The organism is Rhodococcus sp. 05-340-2, from assembly GCF_002258915.1.
GTDB lineage: Bacteria > Actinomycetota > Actinomycetes > Mycobacteriales > Mycobacteriaceae > Rhodococcoides.
Window position 1 is genome coordinate 18,693 of record NZ_NOYU01000038.1, and the last position, 23,034, is coordinate 41,726.

The following is a 23,034-nucleotide window of genomic DNA, read 5'->3' on the forward strand; positions in this document are numbered from 1 at the left end:
CCCCGCAGGACATGGCCGCGGAGCAGTCCGTGCTGGGCGGCATGCTGTTGAGCAAGGACGCCATCGCCGACGTGCTCGAGGTGCTTCGTCCCGGCGATTTCTATCGGCCGGCTCACCAGAACGTGTACGACGCGATCCTCGACCTCTACAGCCGCGGTGAGCCTGCCGACCCGGTGACCGTATCGGCCGAGCTGGATCGTCGCGGTGAGCTCAAGCGCATCGGCGGCCCCCCGTACTTGATCACCCTCACACAGACGACGCCGACGGCAGCCAATGCCGGGTACTACGCCGAGATCGTCGCGGAGAAGTCGATTCTGCGCCGCCTCGTTCAGGCCGGGACTCGCATCGTGCAGTTCGGTTACGCCGGAGCAGACGGACAGGACGTCGCCGAGGTCGTGGACCGCGCGCAGGCCGAGGTGTACGAGGTCACCGAACGCCGCACCTCCGAGGACTTCCTCCCCCTCGAGGAACTGCTGCAGCCCACGATGGACGAAATCGACTCCATCGCCAGCCGTGGCGGCATATCCCTCGGTGTACCAACAGGATTCGCCGAACTCGACGAAATCACCAACGGCCTGCACCCGGGTCAGATGATCATCGTGGCGGCTAGACCTGGCGTTGGTAAGGCGCTCGCCCTCGACACGCCGCTTCCGACGCCCGACGGCTGGACCACGATGGGCGAGGTGGCGGTGGGTGACCACCTCATCGATGCCCACGGCATGCCGACCAGAGTCGTGGCGGCCACGGACGTCATGCTCGATCGACCGTGCTACGAAGTCGAATTCTCCGACGGCACAGTCATCGTCGCCGACGCTGAGCATCAGTGGTTGACCGAGACCAGGGCGTCACGCAAGTCGGCACAAGCTGCGGCGGTCAACTACAACCGGACTCGTAATCAGAAAACCTTCGCTGCTGTGCGCACCACCGAAGAAATCGCGAACTCGGTGCGCTGTCCGACGAAAGATGCACGCATCAATCACTCGGTCACCAATACCGAGGCCGTTCAGCTGCCCGAGCGTGAGCTTCTGGTGCCGCCGTACACCATAGGTGCATGGCTGGGAGATGGAACGTCGGCCTGCGCGCAGATCACCAGCGCTGACCCTGAAATCATCGCCCGAATAGAGGGCGAAGGTCTGCACGTGGTGGCGTCGGAGAAAGCCGCACTCCGATACTCGATCAAACTTCCTGCCGAGGTCGTAGAGGCAAAGGACTGTGTCGTCTGCGGCAAGCAGTTCGTGCCGTTTCCGCTCAATGTGCGTACCTGCGGCCAATCGTGCGGAGGCAAAGCGCGCTTCATGTCCGCTCCGGTCGCTGCACCGACATGCATCGACTGCGGCAAGGTGACGACCGGTTTGCACCGCTGCCAGGCATGCCGCAGCTCGATCGGGACCGTGCAGGCGCGACTACGGACGATCGGCGTACTGGGCGACAAGCATGTACCCATCGACTACCTCCGTGGTTCCGAGGCCCAACGACGTGCGTTGTTGGCGGGACTCCTCGACACCGACGGCACGGTGACCGCGGGCGGATCGGTTCAGTTCTCGGTGACCAGTGAACGACTCGTTCGTGGCGTGCGGGAGCTGATCGTCAGTTTGGGCTATCGCGTGCAATTGTCGACCAAGAGGGTCCGAGGTCGGAGCGAAGCGTCGTCGACGGCGTTCACTCTGACGTTCGCGACGGACGATGTGGTGTTCGGTCTGCACCGGAAGCAGATACTGCACAAGGAACGTCGCGCTGCCGGATCTACCGTGAGGTCGGGATCCCGATTCATCGTCGACGTTCGCCGAGTCGATTCGGTTCCGGTTCGCTGTGTCGAGGTCGACAACGCAGAGCATCTGTATCTCGCCAGCGAGTCGATGATTCCGACTCACAACTCCACGCTGTCTATGGACTTCATGCGTTCGTGCTCCATCAAGCACGGCATGCCCAGTGTCATCTTCTCTCTGGAGATGAGTCGTACCGAGATCGTCATGCGACTGTTGTCCGCCGAGGCGAAGATCAAGCTCGGCGACATGCGTTCGGGAAAGATGACCGACGACGACTGGACCAAGCTGGCCCGTCGAATGAGCGAGATCAGCGAAGCGCCGTTGTTCGTCGACGATTCTCCGAACCTGACGATGATGGAAATCCGCGCCAAGGCCCGTCGCCTCAAGCAGCGCAACGGCCTGAAACTCATTGTGGTGGACTACCTTCAGCTGATGTCGTCGGGCAAGAAGGTTGAGTCGCGTCAGCAGGAGGTCTCGGACTTCTCCCGTCAGCTCAAGCTGTTGGCGAAGGAACTCGAATGCCCGGTGGTCGCGGTCTGCCAGCTCAACCGTGGCCCGGAGCAGCGAACCGACAAGAAGCCGATGGTCTCGGACCTTCGTGAGTCCGGCTCACTGGAGCAGGACGCCGACATGGTCATTCTGCTGCACCGCCCCGACGCAATCGAGCGCGACGACCCCCGTGGCGGTGAGGCCGACTTGATTCTCGGCAAGCACCGTAACGGTCCGACCGCGACAATCACTGTGGCGCACCAGCTTCACCTGTCGAGATTCGTGGACATGGCGCGGGGCTAGGGCCGACAGCGCTGGGTCGCGTATTCTCTCTGTGGATCCAACCAAGCACCCAACGCAGCAATCGAAGAAAGTAATCATGCCCGAGGACCAGAACGCAGACGTTCCACCGAATCACCTCGCGATCGATCCGCGGAGCCCCTTCTACAACGAAGAGGTTCTTCGCCGGGACGTGGGTATTCGCTTCAATGGCGTCGAGAAGACCAGTGTTCGCGAGTACAACGTGACCGAGGGTTGGGTGCGAGTCGAAGTCCCCACCGCGAAGGATCGCTACGGCAATCCCATGCTCGTCAAGCTCAAGGGCACTGTCGAACCGTACTTCCGCGACGCGAAGTAGCGGGCTTCGCCGGGGTCCCGTCGAGGGTAGCCCCGGCTGCCGCTATGGATTCGAGGGCCCGCTGATGCTCGTCTTCGGACGATCCCGCGCAGGCAGCGGAGTGCACCGTGACGCGGTAGCCCAATGAACACGCGCGTTCGGCGGCAATCCGAACCCCGAAATCTGTGAGGTACCCGGTGATCATCAGGTGCTGCACTCCGACAAGTCTCAGCTGAGCGTCCAGATCCGGGTTGGACCAGATGTCGCGGTCGAACTTCGTTGCGATGAGGTCTCCCGGCAGAGGCGTCATCGACGGGTGAAAGCGGGCACCGTCGCTCGCCGGGTCGGAACGCAGCGGATCGGCAGCATCGCGGCTCAGATATCGAGTACACACCACCAGTGCGCCCGCCGCACGCTGAGCGTCACGGACCGATCCGGCGCGAGCCAATGCGCCGGGGTCGTGTCCGAGCTCTATGATCCAGGGCTGAAAGTCGATCTCCAACAGCGCCGTTCGCGTCATGTCAGTAGCGAGATCCGACTGCGGTGGGTGCATCGTCGAGCGCGATGAGATCCTGCGCGGTGAGCTGAAGCTCGAGTGCCGCGAGGTTGGCGTCGAAGTGTCCGATATCGGTGGTTCCGGGAATAGGAATCACATGGGGACCTTGGGCGAGTACCCAGGCCAATGCCACAGCGGCAGGGGTGGAGTCGTGTGTCGATGCAACCGCGGAAACCACCTGGACGATCGATCGGTTCTGTTCGGCCGCAACTCCGGAGAATCGGGGAAGCGCCAACCGCATGTCGGTCGCCGGAAGTGCGGCGGTGTCGAGTGAACCGGTGAGGAATCCTCGACCCAGAGGCGAGAACGGCACGAACACCGCGTCGTTCTCACCCGTCCACTCCACGATGTTTCCCACGGGGTCACCGTCGTGTGTAGTGCCCTGCCCCAATGCGTTTCGAGTCCACAAAGATAGTTCGGACTGCACCGCAGCGACCGGATGAATACTGTGGGCCACCCGTGCTTGCTCGACGGTGACCTCGCTGAGACCGAGGGTGCGCACCTTGCCCGCCGCCACCAATTCGGACAGGGCTCCCCAGGAGTCCTCGATCGGCACCTGGTCGTCGACGCGGTGGAGGTAGTACAGATCGATGGTGTCCACACCGAGGTTCCGCAGGCTCGAGTCGCAGGCCTGCGTGAGGTGTTCCGGCGTCCCGTTTCGGGTGAGGACAGGCGCACCGCCGTCGGTGTTCCCGACCAATCCGGCTTTCGTGGCGATCACTGCATTCGTCCCGGCCAGAGCGCGGCCGACGACCCTCTCGTTGTGTCCGGCGGCGTAGGCGTCGCTGGTGTCGAAGAAGTCGATACCCGACGCGAGGGCGTGCGCCAGGATCGGTGCACCGGCAGTGTCCGAGGAGGTATCGGCACCGGTATAGGCCCAGCTGATACCCATGCAACCGAGGCCGATGGCACCGACATTGCGTCCGAGTGCCGGGACGTTACGAGTGGGAATCGACATGAATGCTCCTGTGCTCGTTGACTGATGGGGGTATGACCGCAAGACCATTACAGTCGCGACCCTGTGCGATCAGGTCCTCGTAGTGCGAGATCTTCGTTTCCAGCGCGGACCGCGCTTCGGCGAGCCGACGTTGCTTCTCGTCGACCCGTACCCGGTGCGCGCTCAGAATGTCGATCCTTTCCTGATGCGTGGACGCGCCAAGGTTCACCAGAATCACGAATCGGCGCATATCGGCCGTGGGCATCCCAGTCGACCGAAGACGAACCAGAAGTTGCACGAGTGCGACCAGTCGCGGGCTGAACGCGCGTCTACCCATCGCCGTGCGAGGGATCTCGGGTATCAGGCCCTCCCGCTCGTACCAACGCAGCGTGTCCTGCGTCAGCCCCGAGGACTCGGCCATCTCGGCGATTCCGATACTCACGTCCTCGGTATCGGTCGCGGCCGGTGAATGCGGTGCTGCGGTCATGGACCAGACGCTACGTCTTCGAGTGCACTCCAACGCAAGCCGAAATCGGCAACGATCACACACTTGTCCGGTGGATCGAGTCGTACTTTTCTCGCGAGAGCTGCCTCGTCCACGCTCAGGTGTGCCCGCGAAAGAGCATGGCGGCGGCCGCATCGGTGCGTTCGGAATCCCCCGTGGTGAAACGGTCGAGCAGCAGCCCTCGGAATCCGGCCCCCACGGTTGTCGCCTGCACTGAGGCCGTGGACGAGTCCATCCCACAACGGGCCATCGCTGCGGCCAAAGCGTCGGTCAGTGCCCGAACGCTGTCGCGCGCGACGTCCGCGAGTACGCCGGACTTGATGGACGCAATGCCGATGACCTGCATCAGGATTCGTGAGCTGACCTCGTCGCCACCGTCGGACATGGACTTCCACAACTCGAGCAATCGTGTCTCGAGCTGGTCGGCAGTGTCGACGTCGCCGAACATTTCGGCGAACGCCGGTCGCTGGCTGGTCAATGCCTGCACGATCAAGTTCTCACGAGAATCGAAGTAGTAGATCAGCATTCGAGAGCTGGTACCGAGTTCGGCGGCGAGCGGGCGAAGTGTCAAGTCGTCGAGACCATGGGTGCCGATGTAGTCGACGACGCGGCCGAGCAGCTCGGCACGCTTGTCATGATCGAGGGGACGGGCCATGAGTTGACTGTACCGGTCGCTACATGTATTCATGAACACCATGAGTGAACCGATCGCTACACAAACGCGGCGCAACGTAGTCATCACCGGGTACGTTGCGACGACGGCGCTGGCGGACGACGCCGACACCACCTGGGAGTGCTTGCTCGACGGTCGCAGCGGGATCGGCCCCCTCGAGAGTGCGTTCGTCTCGGATTACGACCTTCCTGTTCGCATCGGCGGGGTGTTGCAGATGGCACTGGCCGATCATCTGACCCGCGTGGAGCAGCGGAGACTGTCCTTCGTCGAGCAGCTGGCGGTAGTGCTCGGACGACGACTCTGGCGTGATGCAGGGCTGAAGGATATGGATCCGGATCGACTCGCCGTGGCAGTGGGCACCGGGTTGGGTGGCGGTGACGCGTTGATCGGGGCCGTCGATGCGATGCGGGCAGGTGGATACCGAAAGGTGTCGCCGATGTCGGTGCCGATGGTGATGCCGAATGGGCCTGCAGCTCACATCGGGCTCGAGGTCGGAGCCCGTGCGGGGGTGTTCACGCCGGTATCGGCGTGTTCGTCGGGTTCGGAAGCTCTGGCTCACGCGTGGCGGTTGGTTGCAACAGGCGAAGCGGACGTCGTGATCGCGGGCGGCGTCGAGGGGAATATCGATGCCGTACCGATCGCGAGCTTTTCGATGATGCGTGCCATGAGCACTCGCAACGACGAACCGACTCGCGCGTCGAGGCCCTTCGATCGTGATCGCGACGGGTTTGTGTTCGGGGAGGCCGGAGCGCTGTTGATCGTCGAGTCGGAACAGCATGCCGTGGCTCGTGGTGCACAGATTCAGGGCCGGCTGCTGGGTGCCGGCCTCACCTCGGACGGGTTTCATATCGTGGCACCCGATCCGGAGGGTCGGGGAATTCGCAAGGCAATGGAAAAAGCAATCAGCGCAGCGGGTTTGAGTGCTCGGGACATCGGTCACGTGAATGCACATGCAACCGCGACTCCGATAGGTGATCTGTCGGAGGCCAAGGCCATTGCCGCCACTGTCGGCCATGCGTGTGTCTACGCACCGAAGTCCGCACTCGGTCATTCCATCGGTGCAGTCGGCGCACTGGAGGCGATTCTCACGATGCTGTCGATCCGTGATTCGGTGGTACCGCCCACGCTGAACCTTGACAATCAGGACCCTGCAATCGATCTCGATGTCGTTCGTTCGAGGCGCAGCAAGAAGATCGACTACGCGTTGAGCACGTCGATCGGGTTCGGCGGGCACAACGTCGCCCTTGCCTTCGGACGTTACTGATCAGATTCGGTATCGGATCAGTCGTGAGCTGTTGCCGACCACCGCGACCGAGGATGCGTTGTGCAGAATCGCGGCGAGCACCGGAGACAGTGCTCCACCGGCGCTGACCACGAGGCCCAGCGCGTTCACTGCGATCGACATTCCGTAGTTCTGTCGGATGACGGACACCGAGTGTCGGCCGAGATCGCGAACGTCGAGCAACCGTGTCAGATCATCGCTGGCCAAAGCTACATCGGCCGTTTCGACGGCAACATCGGTGCCCGCCAATCCCATTGCGATTCCGATGTCGGCGACGGCCAGGGCGGGAGCGTCGTTGGTGCCGTCTCCGACCATGGCGACGACGTATCCCTCTTCTTGGAGCTTGCGGACGGCCTCGAGTTTGTCATCGGGCATCACCTCGGCTCGCCACTCGGCGATGCCCAGTTCGGCGGCTACGGCCGCAGCGGTCTCGGGGTGATCTCCGGTGAGCATGACGATGCGTTCCACACCGTCGGCGCGGAGCGCATTCAACACTTCCAGAGCATTCGACCGGACCTCGTCGCGCAGGCTGATCAACCCGACCAACACCCCGTCGACTGCGAGCAGCAATGGGGTCTCGGCCTGCCGCTGAAGTCGCGAAACCCAGTCGGCCGCATACTCGGACACGTCCACACTTTCGCCGCGCAGTAGAGAAGGACTGCCCAGCAGCAAGGTCCGGCCATCTGCGACCGTGCGCATCCCGAGCCCCACGAGCACCTCACACTCCTCGTGCGGAGGGATGACGATGTGGCGTTCCTCGGTACTGCGAATTACGGCCTCGGCCAGCGGATGCCGTGAGTGGATCTCGGAACTGGCGGCGTACGCCAGCACCTGTTCCGGCTCCCAGTCGTCCTGGAAGGACACGACATTGGTGACGACGGGGCGTCCGACTGTGAGAGTTCCGGTCTTGTCGAACACGAAGGCGTCGACCCTGCCTGCTTGTTCCAGATGCGATCCACCCTTGATGAGAATCCCTCGGCGAGCACCGTTTCCGATGGCGGCGCTGATGGCCGTCGGAGTCGACAGGCCTACCGCGCACGGGCATGCGACGAGCAGCATGGTCATCGCTCGTCGGACATCGCGGGTGACAAGAAGGGTGAGGGCCGACAGGATGAACGACGCGGGCACGAAGCGACGCGAGAAGTTCTCTCCTACAGTCTGAATCGGAGCGCGGTCTTCCTGTGCCTCCTCGACGCGGGAGATGATGCGGCCGATCGTCGTATCTCGGCCTACCGCAGACGCGCGGATGACTATGCGGCCCCTGACGACAACGGATCCGGCATGGATGCGGTCGCCTGCGACGATCGCCACCGGCAATGTCTCGCCGGTGATCGCCGACTGGTCGACCACCGCGTCCCCGTCGACGACGGTCCCGTCCACCGGAACGCCGACGTGATCGTGCACGACGACCTCGTCGCCGATCTCCAACCGATCGACATCGACGGAGATCTCGGAACCGTCGGGAAGCCGAATCCACGCGGTGTCCTGCGTGCCGGTCAGAAGATCCGAGATGGCGCGGCGAGTGCGCTTGAGCGTCAGCTCCTGCAGGTACTCGCCGATGTTGAGCAGCCACAGCACAGTCAGGGCAACGACATTCTCGCGGAGTACGAGACTGGCCACGGTCGCCGCACTGACGAGCGCGTCGGTGCCGGCCGATCGGCTTCCGGCCAGCGAGCGGAGTGCTCCTCTCAGGAACGGATAGCCGGTGAAGATGGTGGCTCCGGTGGCCACGACACGGCTGGTGGGGCCGAGGATGGGTGGTCGCCGGAAGGCGTAGCGACGGAAGCCGAGCAGGACCAGGGCCGCCCCGCCTATAGTCATTCGCAGGACGTCGCCGCTGGTGACGTCCGCAGACCGTGGGCTACGTACGGGTACCAATCCCCAGTCGGTCGTGCGACCCGCGTTCACCGCGTCGAACAGCTCGGCCCGGTCGATGCGGGAGCGGGAGTACCAGACGACAACCGACGCGGTGCGGGGGTACGCGTGGACGGCCCGCACGCCGCGAATCTTGTCCACATGGTCTTCGACGGCGACCGCGCGGCCTGGACTCGACCTCAGCCAGTCGACGCGAATCCGCATCCGGCCGGCAGCGTCGGACAAGACTTCGATGCCGTCCGCGCGGTCGGGAGCCACACGGAGCGGGTGTTCGACGAGCGTCGTCATAGTCGGTCGACTGCCGTGGTCAGTGCGAGTGACCGTGGCCGACTTCGGTGGCCGAGGGCGGCGGTACTTCTTCGCCGAGCCGGTCGCGTGCCTCGGCGACGACATCCGACACGGCCAAACGTGCGGACTCGGCGTGGATCTCGGCCTTCCGTGCGGCGCGAAGTCCGAGTTCGGTTGCCGATACCGCAGCCTTGCGGACGGGAGTCTTCTCGTACAGCTTCTTGGCACCGTTGTACGCGGCGACGCCGACTGCGCCTGTCACGACCGTCGATACTGCCTTCGCGACGATGATCGGAAACGCCATGTTGTAGCTCCTCGAACTCGAACCGATACCCACTTATTGGGAATCATATTCGTTTTGCTCGGCTGTGGCGACTCCGGAGTGGGGGAAGAATTATCGGATCGGCCGTGTGGCGCGGAACGCCCTTGTTGCATAGGGCAGTTCGATCGTCGTCGATCCCGTCAACCCCACATCGTCGAACAGTGCGGTGAGATTCCGATCGATGCCGTTGCGCTCATCGGTGGTCGCGGTGATGTAGAAGCTGCGCGACTTGACCAGGTCGGTCAACTGGGACCGGGTCACCGTGCGCGACCACGTCCACCGCTCTTCGTCGAGCTGATGGAAGGGTTCTGCGACCGGTGGTGGACCGTCGTCGAACATGGCCAGCGCTCCACCGCGCGAGACCACCGAGTTCAGTCGCCGAACCCACGGCACCGATTCGTCTCGAATATTCCAGATCAGTCCCAGGGTGCCGCCCGGGCGGAGGACCCGGCCGATCTCGGCTGACGCGGCCACTGGCTCGACCCAGTGCCAGGCCTGTCCGAGCAGAACGGCATCGACGCTCCCGTCGTCCAGCGGGAGGGATTCGCCAGTGCCGACGTGGGCGGGAACGCCGGGCACCGCGTCGCGCAAGGCGTCGAGCATGGCGGGATCAGGGTCGATGGCGACGGCATCGCACCCGGCGGCGGTGATGATGCGGGTGAGCTTGCCGGTCCCGGCTCCGACATCGGCGACAAGAGGACGCTCGCCGGCCTCGAGAACGGATTCCAGCAGCCATTCGACCGCGGCCGACGAGTAGTCGGGGCGAGCAGATTCGTACACGTCGGCGACGGCCCCGAACGACGTCGAGCTGTTATCTCGGCTAACCATATGACCAGGCTACATCTCCTGCGTCAGTCCAGTTCGAGTTCGTAGTACAGAGCCTTGGGTCCCTTGTTCTGGCCTTCGTGACAGTCGAAGCCACGCTTTTCGTACACGTGTCGCGCCGCCTCGTCGTCCTCGGAGGTGTTGAGGTCCATGTAGGTGGCACCCCTGCCGCGCGCGTGCTCGATGACGGCGTCGAGAAAGATTGTGCCGTAACCCTTCCCGCGCAGACCGGGCTGGACGTAGAACTCGGCGAGATAGGCCTCCAGGTCTGCGCTCAGCGTACCGATCCGAAATCGCAGCACGGCCACCCCGATGGCGGGAGCCCCGAATGTCAGCACGCTGGTGTCGCCGGACTTCACCAGAGTGTCGAGATGTGTGGCAAGCCAATCAGTTTCGGGCACCGGGTAGTCGTATTCACGATTGAAATCGATCAACAGAGTTGCGGCCTCGATGAATTCGGCGGGATCCTGCACTGCACGTGTGCCGCTGGCCGATGTCATCGCCTTGTCCTCCGTCAGTGGTCCGGTTGGACGAGATTCTTCGCATCGAGCAGACCGAGACCGGGATGCATCTCTCGCAGCGCTTTGATGGCGTGGACAGTTCTGCCGGACTCTGCGACCACTGCCTCGACATCCCCGGCGGGTACAGCTTCGGGTCCGATCTTCTCGGGCATCAGCCAGGCCCGGCCGTGTCGGTGCCAGAGCCACGGGGCGGCAATCGCCAGCACTGCCAGCTTTGTCCAGTTCCACAATGATGGTTCCGTCACGATGTCGGCGATCGTCGAGAACACGAGCAAGGTCAGCCAGATACCGAGCAGATATCGAGTCCACCGACGTTGACGGTCGTTCATCTTCCCATGCTGTCACCGCACCCCGATATGGGCAACGGCTCAGCGTCGCAATTCGGTATCGAGTCGAACCATGGCGATGCCGAAACTCGAGCGCCCGGCAAGCGGTGGCGGAAATCTTCCCAGAACCGCTCGAACGGCGGGGTCGGCGTGGTTGCGAACCCATTCGATTTGCTCTGCAGCAGCTTTGGGGTCGGCGAGCACCAGATGCACGGCAGATCCGAGAATGTGTTTGACCTGATGTGGGCTGTACAGCGGATGGAGAAAGGCAGCACCGGCGGCGTGCATTGCGGACAGTGCGGCGTCCGTGGCCGCAGATGCCGGCACTTCGCGGGCAGCTTTGTGTGCTGCCCAGGCGAGTTGGCGTAGTGCTGCCGTGCGCTGGCCGGTTTCGGCAAACGTCTCGGCACCGTCGATCGCCGCGCGTGGACGCACATCGTCGGGGTGGACAATCTCGTAGATCGGCAATGCCCGTCGGGCGCAGGTAGCTGCGAAGGCCGTCACGCGGCGAATGTCGTCGAGGCTCAGTTCGACTTCTGCAGTCCCTGCCACCTCAGACCTCTCTAGTTCGTCTGCGGGTGAGCGCGAATCCGAACTTTCCGAGAACGATTCCGGTCAGCGCACCGAGAGCTGCGGTAGCAATGGGGACTACATACAGCCACGTGGAAGACACTCCTTGCGACCGGCAGGGGAACTGTCTATTCAACTTGTCCATGGCTTGATCGCTCATCGTGGCTCCGTACAGCGGCTCGTAGCTTCCGTAGTAAACGACGTCGCTCGGGTCCGTCGTCATTTCGCCGATCAGGTACCAGCCCAACGGCACCAATCCGACTATGAATCCGAACAGGAGCAGAACGACGACGAGATTGCGCACCATCTCAGGCTATTGCCCCCGTCAACTGTCGTACACCTCCGTGGTGATGCAGAAAGGGTGGCCGGCGGGGTCGAGGAGAACTCGCCATCGGGGGTCCGGCTGCTCTGCAGCTTCCCTGGCACCGCATTCGACTGCGTAGGCGACGGATCCGGCAAGGTCCCCTCCCGCATACACGTCGAAATGCACGATGGAAGTCGAGGGCCATACGGGCGGGATGTAGTTCTCAACTTTCTGCGCAACGATGCACAGGCCGGATTGTGTGCGAAGCCCAACGCTCTCGGAGTTCTCCCACAACAACTCACCGCCGAGTAGCGCGAGATAGAAGTGCGCGAGTTGCACCGGATCGGCGCAGTCGATGGACGTCCCCGCTACAGCGAGGTGTGTTCGCGGCATGTCATGAGAATACGGTCGGCGGTGACCTCAGTGTCCACAACTCGGCTCGAGAATCGGAAAAGCGTATCGGCGTAGAAATAGTGGACACCGATCGCACATACCGAGAAGAGCCCGGCCGCGAAATGTCAGCAGTACAACTGCGCAGTAGCCCTCGCGTGTTGGGCCAGTTCGTCTCGAAGTGAATTCGGCTGCAACACAGTGACGCCGGGCCCGCAGTGCCACAGCGCTCCCGTCGCGTGATCGTGTCCGGAGAACTCGATGACTGCGAGGTGCCGTCCGTCGTCCTGCATGTCGTCGCTGATCACTCGAACCACGTTCTTCGTCAACGATATCCACTGCGAATCGTCCACGAGGCAGGTGATTTCGATGTGGGCCAAACTCGCGCGAAAGGATTTCCAGTGTGCTGTGAACGCCGCTTCCAGATCCACGACATCACTGCGGTCAGCGAACTCGTCGAGCATGTCCAGACTGTCGATTCGTGATACTCGATAGACACGTTCGGTGCCGTCGCGCGCGGCGAGCAGGTACCAATGATCACCGGCGTACACGAGTCCGATGGGGTCCAGGATTCTCTCGGCTACCGCACCGACACGATTGCGGTACGACACGCGTATCCGCTTACCGTCGACGACGACACGCTGCAATTCCGGCAGATGGTCCTCGGGTTCGTGGGGGTAGGCAAACCCGTCGGGCCGGACCAGAATCCGTTGTGATGCAGTGCTTGCCGCTGCTCGGTGCGCCTCGGGTATCGCGGCGGCGACTTTGCGCATCGCGCGCGCGAACGCCGGGGTCGCCACTCGTCCGGAGCCGGAGGCCAGCAATGCCGTTGCCTCCTCGGCGGTCAGTCCGGTCAGCTCGGTCCGGTAGCCGGGCAGCAGACTGATGCCGCCACCGCGACCGCGATCGGTGTAGACCGGGATGCCCGCCGAGGACAACGCTTCGATGTCGCGCAATACGGTCCGCGTCGATACCTCGAGCTCCGCTGCGATGTCGGCAGCATTCAGTCTGCCCCGGTGTTGGAGCAGCATGACGATGGACAACAAGCGGTCTGCGCGCACCCGAAAAGTCTCTCACCAAAACATGACAGAAGGTGTCATGTTCACCCGATTTACTTCTGTCCAGGAGGCCGCAACGGCGGCCGCGGAACGGAAGGCCGAACAATGAACACCATCGAGACCACGCAACAGACAGATCCGCGCGAGGTGTATTTCACGTCCGCCGCATGGGTGAGCGGGCTACTCGGTGCGGTGCGAGCCGAACAGCTCGACCTTCCCACCCCGTGCGACGAGTTCGACGTCCGGACGCTGGCAGGTCACCTCGTCGCGACGGTGGCGAGGCTGATCGCGATCGCCGAACTGGGTAGCCCGGACTCGGTGTCGCCGTACTCCGCCGATCACGATGTGACAGCGTTCGACCGGCTTGTGGTCGAGGCGCGCGCGGCGTGGGCCGACGACGCAAGGCTCGACGCCCCCGTCGTGGTTCCGTGGGGCGCGGTGCCGGGTCGATCTGCGGTGTGGGGGTACGCCCGGGAGCTGTTGCTGCACGGATGGGATCTTGCGGTGGCAACAGGCCAGTCGGCCCAAGTCGATGCCGCTCTCGTCCATCCGGTGGCCGAAGAATTCAGAACGATGCTGCCGGCGGAGGCCCGGGTTCCGGGAGTGCCGTTCGGACCTATCGTGGAGTCGCGCCCGGACGCAGGGCCTTTGGAGCGCCTTGCGAACTTCTCGGGCCGCTCCTCGGAGGGTTGGGTGTAACCGAAAGCTTGACCTCGAGTGCGCTCGAGGTTGCAGGGTGGGGTCATGCAGATGACTTTCGACGAGTTGCCGCAACTCATGACACTGATGACGGGCGACGAGAAGCACAGCACCAGTGCCACTTCGACACTGGATGTGCTGTGGGTGCTGTACTCCGACATTCTGCGGCTCGACCCAGCGAATCCCGACGACCCGGACCGTGATCGGTTCTATCTGTCCAAAGGGCATGGCCCGATGGCGTACTACGCCGTGCTTGCGGCGCGCGGATTCTTGACGCCGAACGAGCTCTCGTCGTTCGGCAGCTATCACTCTCCGCTGGGCAATCATCCGGATCGCACGTTGGTTCGCGGGGTCGATATCGGTTCGGGATCGCTCGGACACGGTTTGGCACTGGCCGCAGGAACTGCTGTCGCGCTGCGTATTCAGAAGAGAAGGGCCCGGGTCTTCGTACTGATCGGAGACGCGGAACTCGACGAGGGCAGCAATATGGAGGCCATTCAATTCGCGGCGCGCTCGAACTTGGGCAATCTGACGGCCGTGGTGATCGACAACGACTCTGCCGGGCTGGGGTGGCCCGGCGGCATCGCGTCGCGGTTCGCGGTCGAGGGGTGGTCCACATCCGACGTCGACGGTCGAGATCACGATGCTCTCCGCGAGGACTTTCGCACCGATCACACAGACCGGCCGCACGTGATGGTCGCTCACGTCGAAAAGAAGGAGAGCTGATGAGCGCATCGCTGGACCAACGTGAGTACTTCTACCGTCTGCTGCCCCCACTGTTGGCGCAGAACGAGCGAACAGCGTTGGTGTTGGCCGAGATCGGGGTCGGATATCTCGAACCGCACCTCACTCCCGACATCAGATCGCGGGTGATCAACGTCGGGATTCGAGAGCAGGCGATGATCGGTGTTGCGGGTGGTCTGGCCCTGGCCGGAATGCGTCCGATAGTGCACACCTTCCCGCCGTTCCTGATCGAGCGGCCCTTCGAACAGGTGAAACTCGATCTGGGGCATCAGGACGTCGGAGCGATCCTGGTGAGCTCCGGCGGGTCCTACGGGTGGCCGCAGGGCGGCGAGACTCATTTCGGTCAGCAAGATGTCGCTCTCCTCGACACCCTGGGCGGGTGGACGGTCCACGTTCCTGGGCACGTAGACGAGGTCGAGTGGATGATGCGCAGCGCGGCGTTCACCGACGATCGCGTCTACATCAGGCTCGACGGGGTGTCCAACGATCGTCCGTACGGACAGCCCGATGGGACGTTCACCGTTCTGCAGCGGGGACATTCGGGAACGGTGATCTCCGTCGGTCCGATGACGGACCGGGTTCTGGCCGCAGCCTCGGGGCGCGACGTGACGGTGCTGCAGGCGTCGACGATCAGGCCGTTCGACAGTGCCACTCTACGAGAGACGCTGACGGCGCCGGACATCATGATCGTCGAGCCGTATCTCGCGGGAACGTCAGTGCTGCAGGTCGATCGGGCCTTGGCCGATGTGCGGCATCGCGTGCTGGGAATCGGGGTGGAGGCGGGAGAGCGCCGCAAGTACGGCACAGTGGCCGAACACGATCGGGCCAACGGCCTGGATGTCGATGGGCTGTCCCGATCGATGGACGACTTCTTCGCCTGATCAGCCTCGGCGTCGCTCGTATCTGCTCTTGGCAACGTTGTAGGCGGAGTCCAGTAGTTCCCGAACATGTGTCTCGGTGTGCGAAGACGGGTTGACCACCGACAGCCAGCCGGCAGTGCCGTACTGAGGGTGGGCGGCGATGGCGTCGTCGCGGTCTGCCTGGGGTGCGTCGGCCGCCTCGCGGGGCGTCACTCCCAGGATCTCCTCGAATTCCTGCTTTCCTGCAACGATATTGACGCGGAACGCGCCTGGCCTGTTCAGTTGGGACATCTCGTCACCCGGGTAGTTCTTGGTCACGATCGTTGCGAACGGCTGAGTGGTCGGGATCGTCCCGTCGGGTGAGTAGTAGAAGAACGCATCGCCCCAAGCGAGTTCGGGAGTTCCATCACCCTCTCGAGGGCGCTGCGTCACGGTGCCCTCGAAGCTGCCGACCAAGTTCACGATGTCGTCGAGTGTCATTCATCGATCGTCACATGTTCGGGAGCTTCTGCCCAGAGTTCAGCCCACTTTGTAGGTTCCCGTACCGGTTGCGACGAGGCGGCCGGATTCGGTCCCGACGATGTCGACTCGACACGTCTTCAGGCTCCGGCCCGCGTGTATCCTAGTACCGACGATGTCGACACCCTCGGCATACACCGGCTCCATGAACTGCACAGACATGGAGACCGTGACGCCCCGAAGCTTTTCGGGCACTGCGGGTCCGGCCCATGCGGCGGTCATGATCCCGATATCGATGCAGCCGGCGATCACGCCACCGTGCAGCATCCGGCCGACGGTGGACAGCTCGTCGCGGTACGGCAGCCGCAGTCGAGCTGTGCCCTCGTCGATGTCGACCAGCTCGATGCCCAGTTGCTGCACGAACGGTGACTGCGGAAGCGTCGAACGCACAACGCTGTGCTCGACGCCGGTCGGACGCTCTTCCTTCGGCACGGCTATCGCGGAACGACGATCGAGATGCTCACTGCAACAGCAGATGTGGCAGTGAGTTCGATCTACGCCAACTTCGGGGCAGGCAAGGTCGACGTCTACGCGGCTTTGGCGTGGCGAACGGCGCTCACTCACGTCGAGCAGATGTCTGCACCCGTCGACGCGGTCGACCCCGTCCGTGTGGTTGCCGAGTTCCTCGATCGGTACATCGCGTTCCACCGCGAGAATCCACTTGCGCTGCGACTGCTGGCGCTGACGGATGTGGACAAGTCCGAGTCCGCATCGGTCGGCGAGGCGAAGAAAAGGATCGACACAGCACTCGGAGAACTCATCGATTCGGTGACGCGAGCGGTGGAGGACGCCGGTACCGACGTCGTCCCCCGGGCATTGGTTCTGAATGCCTGGGCGGCAATGAACGGCGCTGTGTCACTGCGGCAGCGACGCATCGTCGATCAACCGATGCTCGACGCGATGCTCGCCATCACGCGGGCAGATATGCTCCGTCACCTGACAGGCGCGTCCGATGAAAACCGGTGACCGCCCGCCCGGGCGGAGAGTCAGGCCCTCGCGGTGGAGACCGCGCGTCGGTCCGACCACGTGTACATCTCGAGATGTACGAGGAGATACTCACGCAGACCGATGTGGCGCGACCTGCTGATTCGTAAAGTTGTTCAGGTCAACGACACAGCGATATCGGAGGAACCGTCATGCACGCCGCAACACTTCTGTCTCAGCAACCGTCCACCACCGAACAGGTGCTGGGGTGGGGGTTGGGAACCGTCGTTCTGGTGGCGGTGCTCGGCGCGGTCGTTCTGTTCGTTGCTGCGCTGGTCAGCATCATCGGCTCGCCCAACTACACGGTCGCAGGCCGGGCCGTGTGGATCTTCGTCGTACTGGCGTTCCCGTTCCTCGGTCCCCTGGTCTGGTTCGTGTGGGGTCGGAAGTCGACGTTTGCCGTCGATGCCTCGAACGCTCTCAGATGATCGACCCGATCGTGCGTGCCGCATCGGCGAACTCTCCGGGGTCGGGGCCCGCGTAGTTGAGTCGAAGATATTTTCCGGCGGGTTCGGCGGGAAAGTAGTCGTCGCCGGCCCCGACGATCACACCCGCCGACTTACATTCCTGCACAACATGTTCCAGATCGGAGTCGTCGCGCAGGCGCATCCAGAGATTGAGTCCACCGCGCGGCACCGCATCGAGATGGCCTCGGGGTGCGAACTCGATGAGGCTGTTCGCCAACAGGTCTCGCCGTGAAGCCAACTGAGTGCGCAGCCGCCGCAGATGAGTACGCCAGGCGGGTTGAGTGACGACGTCCAAGGCGACGGACTGCAGAATCCCGCTGACATACATCGATTCGGCTCCCGTATCGGCAAGGATGCGCTCGTGTGCGGGCCCGCGAGCGATCAGGCCTGCCAGGCGAACCGAGGGCGACACCGTCTTGGTGAGTGAGCGAAGGTACACGACATGCCCGGCGTCGTCTCGTGCAGCCAGCGGACTCGGCTCCGAGGTGATGCCGAAATCGTGGGCCGAGTCGTCCTCGATCAGAAACGCGCCGTGGCGTCGAACAGTGGCGAGGACCTGCTCGGACAATGCGGGCGACCACTGTGCACCGGTGGGGCTGGCGAATGTCGGTTGGGCATAGAACGCCCGAGCTCCGGTGTGCGCGAATGCCCGGGCGAGCGCGTCGGGGTCCGGACCGTCGACGCCGCTGGGTATCGGTACGACGCGGACACCTGCCTGGGTGGCGGCAAGGATCGCGCCCCAGTACGTCGGGGACTCCATGAGCAACGGCCGACCGGCACCGACGAGCGCCCGAAATGCAGTGCTGAGTCCGGTCTGGCTGCCGGGAATGATGACGACGTCACTGGCCGACGGTGGCGTGATACCCAACGGTGTCGACGCCCCCAACTCGGCTGCGAACCATGCCCGTAATTCCGGCAGTCCGGCGGTGGGTGGCCGAGCGATCACCGCGTCGGTGCGGGACGCCCGAGTGAATGCCGCGTGAACGAGCCGCTCCGGCAACAACTCCCGAGCCGGATAGCCCGAGTGCAGTGCAATCACGTCGCTCGATGTCGACTGCAGAGCCGCCGGAAGTTGCAGGCGATTGTCCGGCGCTCCCAGCGCTGCAGTCTGCCACCCGTAATCGTTGGGGCGGGCCGTACGCACCGTCCTGACGAATGTGCCGACGCCAGGCCTGCTTTCGATGACGCCTTGCGCGATGAGCGTGCGGAGAGCCTTCTGTACCGTGACCGGGCTTGCCGAATGCTCGGCGACCAGGGCGCGGGTGGACGGCAGCCGGGCTTCCGGTGGCGCGGTCGCAATCCAGGTTCTCAGTGCAGACACGATCCGGGAACTGCTATCGTCGGACATGACACAGCATAGTAGCGCTACTCGGTCTGGGCCGGGTCTGCTATCCCGCGCCGGACTGCTCTGGGGCCTGGCGGGCGTCACCGCGTTCTCGTTCACGGTGCCGCTGACCCGCGTCGCCGTCACCGGAGGCCTGTCCCCGCTCTTCGTCGGCTGTGGTCGCGCTGTGGTCGCCGCCGCACTGGCTGCTGTAGCGCTCGCCGCCACCGGGCAACGACTCCCGCAGGGGCGGCAGTGGATTCGGCTCGCGGTGATCGCAGCCGGTGTTGTCATCGGCTTCCCGGTGCTCACCTCGTACGCCCTCACCACTGCATCGGCGGGACACAGCGCCGTCGTCATCGCATTGCTCCCGGCCGCCACCGCCGCCACTGCGATCATCCGCGAACGGCAACCGGTCCGGCCGATGTTCTGGGTGGTCGCAGGCGTGGGTGCCGCCGTCGCGGTCGGGTTCGCTGCCGTGCAGGGCGGGCAGTCGACGGGTTTGCAGTGGTCGGATCTGTTGCTGCTCGGAGCAGTGGTCGCCGCAGCGGTGGGATATGCCGAGGGCGGCCTGTTGTCCCGCGAACTCGGCGCGTGGCAGACGGTGTCGTGGGCGCTGGTCGTGTCCGTACCGGTCACCGGCGCGTTGGCCGCGTTCGCGTGGTGGCAGCAGCCGTCGACAGCAGGGGCATCCGAGTGGGCCGCCTTCGGCTACCTGGCGGTGGTGAGCATGTACCTCGGGTTCTTCGCCTGGTACCGGGGACTGGCGATCGGTCCGATGTCCAGCGTCAGCCAGGTCCAGTTGATCCAACCTGTGCTGACCATCTGCTGGGCCGCGATCATCCTGCGCGAGGGCTTGACGTGGCCGGTGCTCGTGGGTGGAGCGGCGGTCATCGTGTGTGCAACAGTGGCGGTCCGGACCCGGATGTCGCCGACCGTTCGGCGGGAGGAGTTTTCGAAATGACGAAATCGATCGATCAGGCGCGCAAGCTCGAGAACGTGCGCTACGACATTCGTGGACGCATTCTGGACAAGACCGAAGAACTCGAGGAGCAGGGGCACACGATCCTGCGGCTGAACGTCGGCAATCCTGCCCCGTTCGGTTTCGAGGCACCGGACGAGATCATGATGGCGATGATCCGCAACCTTCCCACCGCACAGGGCTATTCGGACTCCCGGGGCCTGTTCTCCGCCCGCACAGCGGTGGTCCAGTATTACCAGACCAAAGGCCTGACCGATCTCGATGTCGGTGACGTCTACCTCGGCAACGGGGTATCGGAACTGATCACCATGACGATGCAGGCCCTGTGCAACCCGGAAGACGAAATATTGATCCCGTCGCCCGACTATCCGCTGTGGACCGGCTCGGTGGCCCTGGCCGGAGGCGTACCCGTCCATTATCTGGCCGACGAAAGCCAGGATTGGGCCCCGGACTTCGAGGACCTCGAAGCCAAGATCACACCCCGCACCCGCGCGATCGTGGTGATCAATCCCAACAACCCGACGGGGGCTGTGTATCCACGCGAGGCACTGCAGCGATTCGTCGATCTGGCCCGCAAGCACGATCTGATTCTGCTGGCCGACGAGATCTACGAGAAGATCGTCTACGACGGTGCGGAGATGATCAATCTCGCGACTCTGACGGGCAAAGATGTTCTGTGCCTGACCTACTCGGGTCTGTCGAAGGCGTACCGGGTATGCGGATTTCGGGCGGGATGGCTGGCGATCACCGGTCCGCGTCGACGCGCGGCGAGTTTCATCGAGGGCATCACCCTGCTGTCCAACATGCGGATGTGCGCGAATGTGCCGGCGCAACACGCGATACAGACTGCGCTCGGCGGCAGGCAGTCGATCGAGGATCTCCTTCTTCCGGCGGGCAGGCTGACCGCGCAACGTGACCTCGCGCATCGCATGCTCAACTCGATCGACGGAATCAGCTGCGTGCAGGCAGCGGGTGCGCTGTACATGTTCCCCAAGCTCGACACCGACCGCTTCGGGATCGTCGACGACGAGAAATTCGTACTCGACCTCCTCGAATCCGAGAAGATCCTCGTCAGCCACGGCCGCGCCTTCAATTGGGATGTGCCCGATCACTTCCGGCTCGTGACCTTGCCCAACGTCGACGATCTCGGAACGGCGCTGGAGCGGCTCGGTAACTTCATGAGCTCGTACACGCAGTAGCGATCAACCCGGGTCCGGCTCGAACAGTTCCTCGATCGAGCAGTCGAATGCCGCGGCGAGGCGGAAGGCGACGGGCAGGCTCGGGTCGAATCGCTCCTTCTCGATGGAGATGATCGTCAGACGGGTGACGTCGATCCGTTCGGCCAGTTCGTTCTGCGACCATCCCTTTTCGGTGCGACGCCGTCGAACACTGTTCTTCACTCGGACAGGGCTCGGTGTCGTGCGAGGGCATACCGCGCGGTGAACGACGCGAACGCAGCCAACAACAGGCCCGTCAGCAGCAGGGTTGCCGGGGGGTCGACGCGGGTGATGGCTACCACGGCCAGAGTCAGGCCGAGGACAGTCACGAGATCGGTGGCGGTACCGCTGGACGCCGATGTCGTCCAATGGCTCTCGACGCTGTCACCCGAAGTGTAGGTCTGGTCGGCAGTGACCGGTGCGATGATCAGTATCCAGCCCAGCATCGCCCCGAACGGGAGGGCGGTGAACCCGAACACCACCGCCGCGATCCCCGGTGCGACGGGCGATACCAGCCAGGCCAGCAATGCCGTTGCCGACGCGGTTGCGAGGCCGATTGCGGCGACCGATACCCATCTGAGTGCCATGTGAATGCTCCGATCCTAGGTATAGCTCACTATACGTATAGGAAACCATACATCGGGCCTCACACTCGGGTCGGATGGACGGTGAGAAAACTGTCACCGATGTGCAGCATCGATGTAGTCGGTCGAAACGTGCCAGGTGATGAGGTGGTTCTACCCAGGGAAAGGACCATTGTCATGCCGGATCTCTTCAGCCCGTTCACGCTCAAAGGTGTAACTCTTCGAAACCGCATCGCCATGTCGCCGATGACGATGTACCGCGCCGTCGACGGAAAGATGAACGACTTTCACCTCATGTATCTGGGTGCGCGCGCAGCCGGTGGATTCGGGATGGTGTTCCCGGAACAGGTTGCGATCACGCCCGACGGACGCACCACTCCCGGGTGCGCCGGAATCTACGACGACGATCAGATCGAGGGTCACGCTCGCGTGACGGAGATGATCAAGCAGATGGGTTCGGTCCCGGCGATTCAGTTGGGTCACACCGGACGCAAAGGCAGTGAAGTGCCACCGTGGCAGGGCGGACACCAGCTTCCGGCAGACCATCCCGACGGTTGGGAATGTGTTGCGCCGTCGGCCATTCCCTACGGCGGCGACCACTCGTTCCCTGTCCACGAACTCACCGTGCCCGAGATCAAGGCCATCCACCAGAGCTACGCCGACGCAGCCGTCCGAGCGGCGGAGGCCGGGTACGAGTGGCTCGAGATGCATTACGCCCATGGCTATCTCGGTGCCAGCTTCTTCTCCCCGCTGGCCAATCAGCGCACCGATCAGTACGGCGGCAGCCTGGAGAACCGGGCCCGGTTCCACCTCGAGGCACTCGACGCTGTGCGCGAGGTGTGGCCCGAGAAGTTCCCGCTCACCATGCGATTGGGCTCGGACGACCACCACCCCGACGGGGTTCAGTTCGACGAATCCATGGTCGCCATCGGATGGATGAAGGAACACGGCCTGGACATGGCCGATGTCAGCCTCGGCTTCAACACCGACGACATGGTGGACCCGCCGTTCGGCGACATGGGGTTCATGGTCGAGCGGGCTGCACGGGTCAAGCGTGAGCTGGATATCCCGGTGACCTGCAGCTGGAATCTGGGCGTTCCGGAAAATGCGGACGCCGTCATCCGCGAGGGCAAGATCGACGTGGTGTTGCTCGGTCGTCCGGCGTTGGCCAACCCGCACTGGCCGGTGTGGGCTGCACGCGAGCTCGGCCATGGTGACCCGTTCTCGCTGGTGCCCGAGGACTGGAGCTGGTGGCTGAAGAATTTCCGAGGACACGACCCGAGCATCGGATTGCCGCCCGCGAAGGTCGTCGAGGCCGAGCAGGAGCGCAAGATCGCGTAGCAACCAGGAG

General features: G+C 63.7%; 29 protein-coding genes. 11 read left to right on the top strand and 18 right to left on the bottom strand.

Annotated elements, in window-relative coordinates:
• The first annotated feature begins 11 nt into the window (after positions 1-11).
• Entirely contained in the window at positions 12-2,558 is a 2,547-nt protein-coding gene (gene dnaB, locus CH271_RS22660; protein ID WP_373453597.1) for a replicative DNA helicase, read from the top strand.
• 76 nt (positions 2,559-2,634) lie between these two features.
• Positions 2,635-2,892: a DUF3297 family protein gene (locus CH271_RS22665; protein WP_037195199.1), complete on the top strand. Its 258-nt coding sequence runs from the start codon at positions 2,635-2,637 to the stop codon at positions 2,890-2,892.
• Here CH271_RS22665 and CH271_RS22670 read toward each other — a convergent pair.
• The 4 genes from CH271_RS22670 to CH271_RS22685 form a co-directional block, all read right to left on the bottom strand.
• Positions 2,852-3,391, bottom strand: a complete 540-nt coding sequence (locus CH271_RS22670; RefSeq protein ID WP_170945827.1) for a cysteine hydrolase family protein — start codon at positions 3,389-3,391, stop codon at positions 2,852-2,854. The two genes, CH271_RS22665 and CH271_RS22670, sit on opposite strands and share 41 nt — an antisense overlap.
• A gap of 1 nt (position 3,392) precedes the next feature.
• The gene (locus CH271_RS22675) at positions 3,393-4,385 is read right to left on the bottom strand and encodes an aldo/keto reductase (protein ID WP_094634944.1); all 993 of its coding nucleotides are present in this window, start codon (positions 4,383-4,385) and stop codon (positions 3,393-3,395) included.
• Positions 4,366-4,851: a MerR family transcriptional regulator gene (locus tag CH271_RS22680; RefSeq protein WP_094634945.1), complete on the bottom strand. Its 486-nt coding sequence runs from the start codon at positions 4,849-4,851 to the stop codon at positions 4,366-4,368. Before CH271_RS22680 ends, CH271_RS22675 begins: the two co-directional genes overlap by 20 nt.
• A 115-nt stretch (positions 4,852-4,966) precedes the next feature.
• On the bottom strand, positions 4,967-5,524 hold the full coding sequence (locus CH271_RS22685) for a TetR/AcrR family transcriptional regulator (protein WP_094634946.1): 558 nt from the start codon (positions 5,522-5,524) through the stop codon (positions 4,967-4,969).
• A 31-nt stretch (positions 5,525-5,555) separates the two neighbouring features.
• Between CH271_RS22685 and CH271_RS22690 the strand changes: the two genes are divergently transcribed.
• Positions 5,556-6,806, top strand: coding sequence for a KasA/KasB family beta-ketoacyl-ACP synthase (locus CH271_RS22690; protein ID WP_373453594.1), 1,251 nt, complete (start codon positions 5,556-5,558; stop codon positions 6,804-6,806).
• Here the strand turns inward: CH271_RS22690 and CH271_RS22695 are convergent, their stop codons facing one another.
• The 9 genes from CH271_RS22695 to CH271_RS22735 form a co-directional block, all read right to left on the bottom strand.
• The gene (locus CH271_RS22695; RefSeq protein ID WP_094634947.1) at positions 6,807-8,987 is read right to left on the bottom strand and encodes a heavy metal translocating P-type ATPase; all 2,181 of its coding nucleotides are present in this window, start codon (positions 8,985-8,987) and stop codon (positions 6,807-6,809) included.
• Positions 8,988-9,006: 19 nt separating this feature from the next.
• Positions 9,007-9,291: a DUF1490 family protein gene (locus CH271_RS22700; protein WP_037195626.1), complete on the bottom strand. Its 285-nt coding sequence runs from the start codon at positions 9,289-9,291 to the stop codon at positions 9,007-9,009.
• A 90-nt stretch (positions 9,292-9,381) separates the two neighbouring features.
• A complete protein-coding gene (locus CH271_RS22705; protein ID WP_094634948.1) occupies positions 9,382-10,137 on the bottom strand; it encodes a class I SAM-dependent methyltransferase in 756 nt (251 codons plus the stop codon).
• A 23-nt stretch (positions 10,138-10,160) separates the two neighbouring features.
• The gene (locus CH271_RS22710; RefSeq protein ID WP_094634949.1) at positions 10,161-10,634 is read right to left on the bottom strand and encodes a GNAT family N-acetyltransferase; all 474 of its coding nucleotides are present in this window, start codon (positions 10,632-10,634) and stop codon (positions 10,161-10,163) included.
• Positions 10,635-10,648: 14 nt separating this feature from the next.
• Positions 10,649-10,984 (bottom strand): hypothetical protein, encoded by a 336-nt coding sequence (locus tag CH271_RS22715; protein WP_094634950.1) that lies wholly within the window; start codon positions 10,982-10,984, stop codon positions 10,649-10,651.
• A 39-nt stretch (positions 10,985-11,023) separates the two neighbouring features.
• Positions 11,024-11,533, bottom strand: coding sequence for a putative immunity protein (locus CH271_RS22720; RefSeq protein ID WP_094634951.1), 510 nt, complete (start codon positions 11,531-11,533; stop codon positions 11,024-11,026).
• 1 nt (position 11,534) lies between these two features.
• The gene (locus CH271_RS22725; protein ID WP_143546101.1) at positions 11,535-11,855 is read right to left on the bottom strand and encodes a hypothetical protein; all 321 of its coding nucleotides are present in this window, start codon (positions 11,853-11,855) and stop codon (positions 11,535-11,537) included.
• A 21-nt stretch (positions 11,856-11,876) separates the two neighbouring features.
• A complete protein-coding gene (locus tag CH271_RS22730) occupies positions 11,877-12,248 on the bottom strand; it encodes a VOC family protein (protein ID WP_094634953.1) in 372 nt (123 codons plus the stop codon).
• A 125-nt stretch (positions 12,249-12,373) separates the two neighbouring features.
• A complete protein-coding gene (locus CH271_RS22735) occupies positions 12,374-13,306 on the bottom strand; it encodes a helix-turn-helix transcriptional regulator (RefSeq protein WP_094634954.1) in 933 nt (310 codons plus the stop codon).
• A gap of 102 nt (positions 13,307-13,408) precedes the next feature.
• Between CH271_RS22735 and CH271_RS22740 the strand changes: the two genes are divergently transcribed.
• Genes CH271_RS22740 through CH271_RS22750 form a run of 3 tightly spaced genes read left to right on the top strand, consistent with a single transcriptional unit; the run spans position 13,409 to position 15,627 of the window.
• A complete protein-coding gene (locus CH271_RS22740) occupies positions 13,409-14,002 on the top strand; it encodes a TIGR03086 family metal-binding protein (RefSeq protein WP_179274776.1) in 594 nt (197 codons plus the stop codon).
• Between the two features lie 45 nt (positions 14,003-14,047).
• Positions 14,048-14,728, top strand: a complete 681-nt coding sequence (locus tag CH271_RS22745; protein WP_094634955.1) for a thiamine pyrophosphate-dependent enzyme — start codon at positions 14,048-14,050, stop codon at positions 14,726-14,728.
• Positions 14,728-15,627 (top strand): transketolase family protein, encoded by a 900-nt coding sequence (locus tag CH271_RS22750; protein WP_094634956.1) that lies wholly within the window; start codon positions 14,728-14,730, stop codon positions 15,625-15,627. Before CH271_RS22745 ends, CH271_RS22750 begins: the two co-directional genes overlap by 1 nt.
• Here the strand turns inward: CH271_RS22750 and CH271_RS22755 are convergent, their stop codons facing one another.
• Positions 15,628-16,086, bottom strand: a complete 459-nt coding sequence (locus CH271_RS22755) for a DUF6194 family protein (protein ID WP_094634957.1) — start codon at positions 16,084-16,086, stop codon at positions 15,628-15,630. It lies immediately after the preceding gene.
• Between the two features lie 39 nt (positions 16,087-16,125).
• The gene (locus CH271_RS22760) at positions 16,126-16,557 is read right to left on the bottom strand and encodes a PaaI family thioesterase (protein ID WP_094635082.1); all 432 of its coding nucleotides are present in this window, start codon (positions 16,555-16,557) and stop codon (positions 16,126-16,128) included.
• A gap of 24 nt (positions 16,558-16,581) precedes the next feature.
• Here CH271_RS22760 and CH271_RS22765 point away from each other — a divergent pair, with 24 nt between their 5' ends.
• Positions 16,582-17,091, top strand: a complete 510-nt coding sequence (locus CH271_RS22765) for a TetR/AcrR family transcriptional regulator (RefSeq protein ID WP_256986510.1) — start codon at positions 16,582-16,584, stop codon at positions 17,089-17,091.
• Between the two features lie 170 nt (positions 17,092-17,261).
• A complete protein-coding gene (locus CH271_RS22770) occupies positions 17,262-17,537 on the top strand; it encodes a PLD nuclease N-terminal domain-containing protein (protein WP_094634959.1) in 276 nt (91 codons plus the stop codon).
• Here CH271_RS22770 and CH271_RS22775 read toward each other — a convergent pair.
• Positions 17,530-18,924 (bottom strand): aminotransferase-like domain-containing protein, encoded by a 1,395-nt coding sequence (locus CH271_RS22775; protein ID WP_094634960.1) that lies wholly within the window; start codon positions 18,922-18,924, stop codon positions 17,530-17,532. The two genes, CH271_RS22770 and CH271_RS22775, sit on opposite strands and share 8 nt — an antisense overlap.
• Here CH271_RS22775 and CH271_RS22780 point away from each other — a divergent pair.
• Together CH271_RS22780 and CH271_RS22785 are read left to right on the top strand one after the other, a co-directional pair.
• A complete protein-coding gene (locus CH271_RS22780) occupies positions 18,923-19,864 on the top strand; it encodes a DMT family transporter (protein WP_094634961.1) in 942 nt (313 codons plus the stop codon). The two genes, CH271_RS22775 and CH271_RS22780, sit on opposite strands and share 2 nt — an antisense overlap.
• Entirely contained in the window at positions 19,861-21,081 is a 1,221-nt protein-coding gene (locus CH271_RS22785; protein ID WP_094634962.1) for a pyridoxal phosphate-dependent aminotransferase, read from the top strand. Before CH271_RS22780 ends, CH271_RS22785 begins: the two co-directional genes overlap by 4 nt.
• A gap of 3 nt (positions 21,082-21,084) precedes the next feature.
• Here CH271_RS22785 and CH271_RS22790 read toward each other — a convergent pair whose 3' ends face one another.
• A complete protein-coding gene (locus CH271_RS22790) occupies positions 21,085-21,282 on the bottom strand; it encodes a helix-turn-helix transcriptional regulator (protein WP_094634963.1) in 198 nt (65 codons plus the stop codon).
• A complete protein-coding gene (locus CH271_RS22795; protein ID WP_094634964.1) occupies positions 21,279-21,686 on the bottom strand; it encodes a hypothetical protein in 408 nt (135 codons plus the stop codon). The genes CH271_RS22790 and CH271_RS22795 overlap by 4 nt, the downstream gene beginning before the upstream one ends.
• Before the next feature lie 174 nt (positions 21,687-21,860).
• On the opposite strand from CH271_RS22795, the gene CH271_RS22800 reads away from it, so the two are divergent.
• Positions 21,861-23,024, top strand: coding sequence for an NADH:flavin oxidoreductase/NADH oxidase (locus tag CH271_RS22800; RefSeq protein ID WP_094635083.1), 1,164 nt, complete (start codon positions 21,861-21,863; stop codon positions 23,022-23,024).
• The last annotated feature ends 10 nt before the right edge of the window (positions 23,025-23,034 follow it).